Genomic DNA, 1387 nt, shown 5'->3' with positions numbered 1-1387 from the left:
GCCCTGGGCGGCGTGCGCCTCGGCGGCGGCGCGGTGGTCGGCGGCGCTGCGGGGGCGGTCGTCGAACAGGGCGGGGGCCGCGGTCGGTTGGCGGCGCGGGGTGCCCAGGCGCCACCAGAGGGCGCCCAACGCGGCCACTACGGCCACGATGATGACGATCAGGCCGAACGTCCCTCCGGGAGTCGCGGTGGACGCGCTGCTGAACAGTTCGTCGATCCAGTCCCAGAAGGCGTTCAGGGCCCGCTGGAACCAGCCGGGGTCGTTCTCGTGGTACATCCGCTTGGACAGCTCGCGCCGCGCGGCCTCCCGCGCGGGGTCGCGCGGGATCGTCACCGGCGGTTCGTCGCCGGAGCGCGGCAGCGACAGCACCGAGGTGTCGCCGGTGCGCGACAACGTCCGTACGGCGGTGCGTGACAGCGCTTCTGTGAGAACTCCCCCCGCCCGGCTCACCGCCGCATCAGCTCCCCGGGGTGGTGCCGGGAGCGCCGGTGCCCGGAAGGCCGGCGGCACGGGCCAGTTCGAGGTCGAGGGCCTCGCGGCGGATGCGCTGGTCGATGTAGAGCAGGACGGCGACGCCGGCCGTGATCGGGAAGGTGATCATCGAGCCGATCACCGAGCCGATCCCGCTGACCACGAGGAACGTCCAGCCGAGGTCCCCGGTGCCCTCCAGGAAGCCGCCTACGCCGTCGCCGCCGAGGGCCGCGGCGAGAAAGGCGAAGGGGATGACGATGATCGACGCGACGACGTTCGCGATGATGGTGGCGAGCAGTTGGATGCCGAAGACCCGCCACCAGGAGCCGCGCACCAGCTTCACGGAGCGGCCCATCGCCTTCTTGATGCCCTGCTTCTCCAGCATCAGCGCGGGGGACGCCAGCGAGAAGCGGACCATGAGCCACACCGCGACTACGCCGGCCGCCAGGAAGCCCAGGACGGTCAGGGCAACGCCCGCGTCGCCGCCTCCCGCGGCCGTGACGAGGAGACCGGGTGCCAGGCCGGCCATGACGATGCCGAAGACGATGAGCAGCAGCAGCACGATCAGGCCGAACAGCTTCAGCACCTGGGGGCGGGCGTCCCGCCAGGCCTCACCGGTGGTCACCGGCCTGCCGAGTACGGCGCGGCTGGTGACGGTGGTCAGCAGGGCGGTGGCCAGGACGGTGCCGATCAGGGAGATCAGGAAGATGACACCCGAGTTGATCGTGGTGTCGGCCAGGGCGTCGCCGAGTTCGCTCAGGGTGGCGTCGGGGTCGTTGAGGGCCTCCGTGCTGGTGTTGTCCAGGACGAGGCCCTGGAGAAGTACGACGATGATCTCCGTGAAGACCGCGACGGTCAGCGAGATGCCGAGGACGGTGCGCCAGTAGGTGCGCATGGTGGAGACCGCGCCGTCGAG

1 protein-coding gene and 1 pseudogene are annotated in these 1387 nt (G+C 71.3%); both read right to left on the bottom strand.

Features of this window, described 5'->3' with window-relative positions; genetic code table 11:
- Positions 1-393, bottom strand: a pseudogene (locus EBH09_RS14190) (hypothetical protein); the annotation flags it as partial.
- 64 nt (positions 394-457) lie between these two features.
- Positions 458-1387 (bottom strand): glycerophosphoryl diester phosphodiesterase membrane domain-containing protein (locus tag EBH09_RS14185; protein ID WP_121747282.1); only part of this gene is annotated, 930 nt, incomplete at its 5' end.

Source organism: Streptomyces sp. E2N166 (assembly GCF_003671715.1).
In the GTDB taxonomy this organism is placed as follows: Bacteria; Actinomycetota; Actinomycetes; order Streptomycetales; family Streptomycetaceae; genus Streptomyces; species Streptomyces thinghirensis.
The sequence above is the reverse complement of the archived record's forward strand: the minus strand, read 5'-3'. Positions and strand labels throughout refer to the sequence as shown.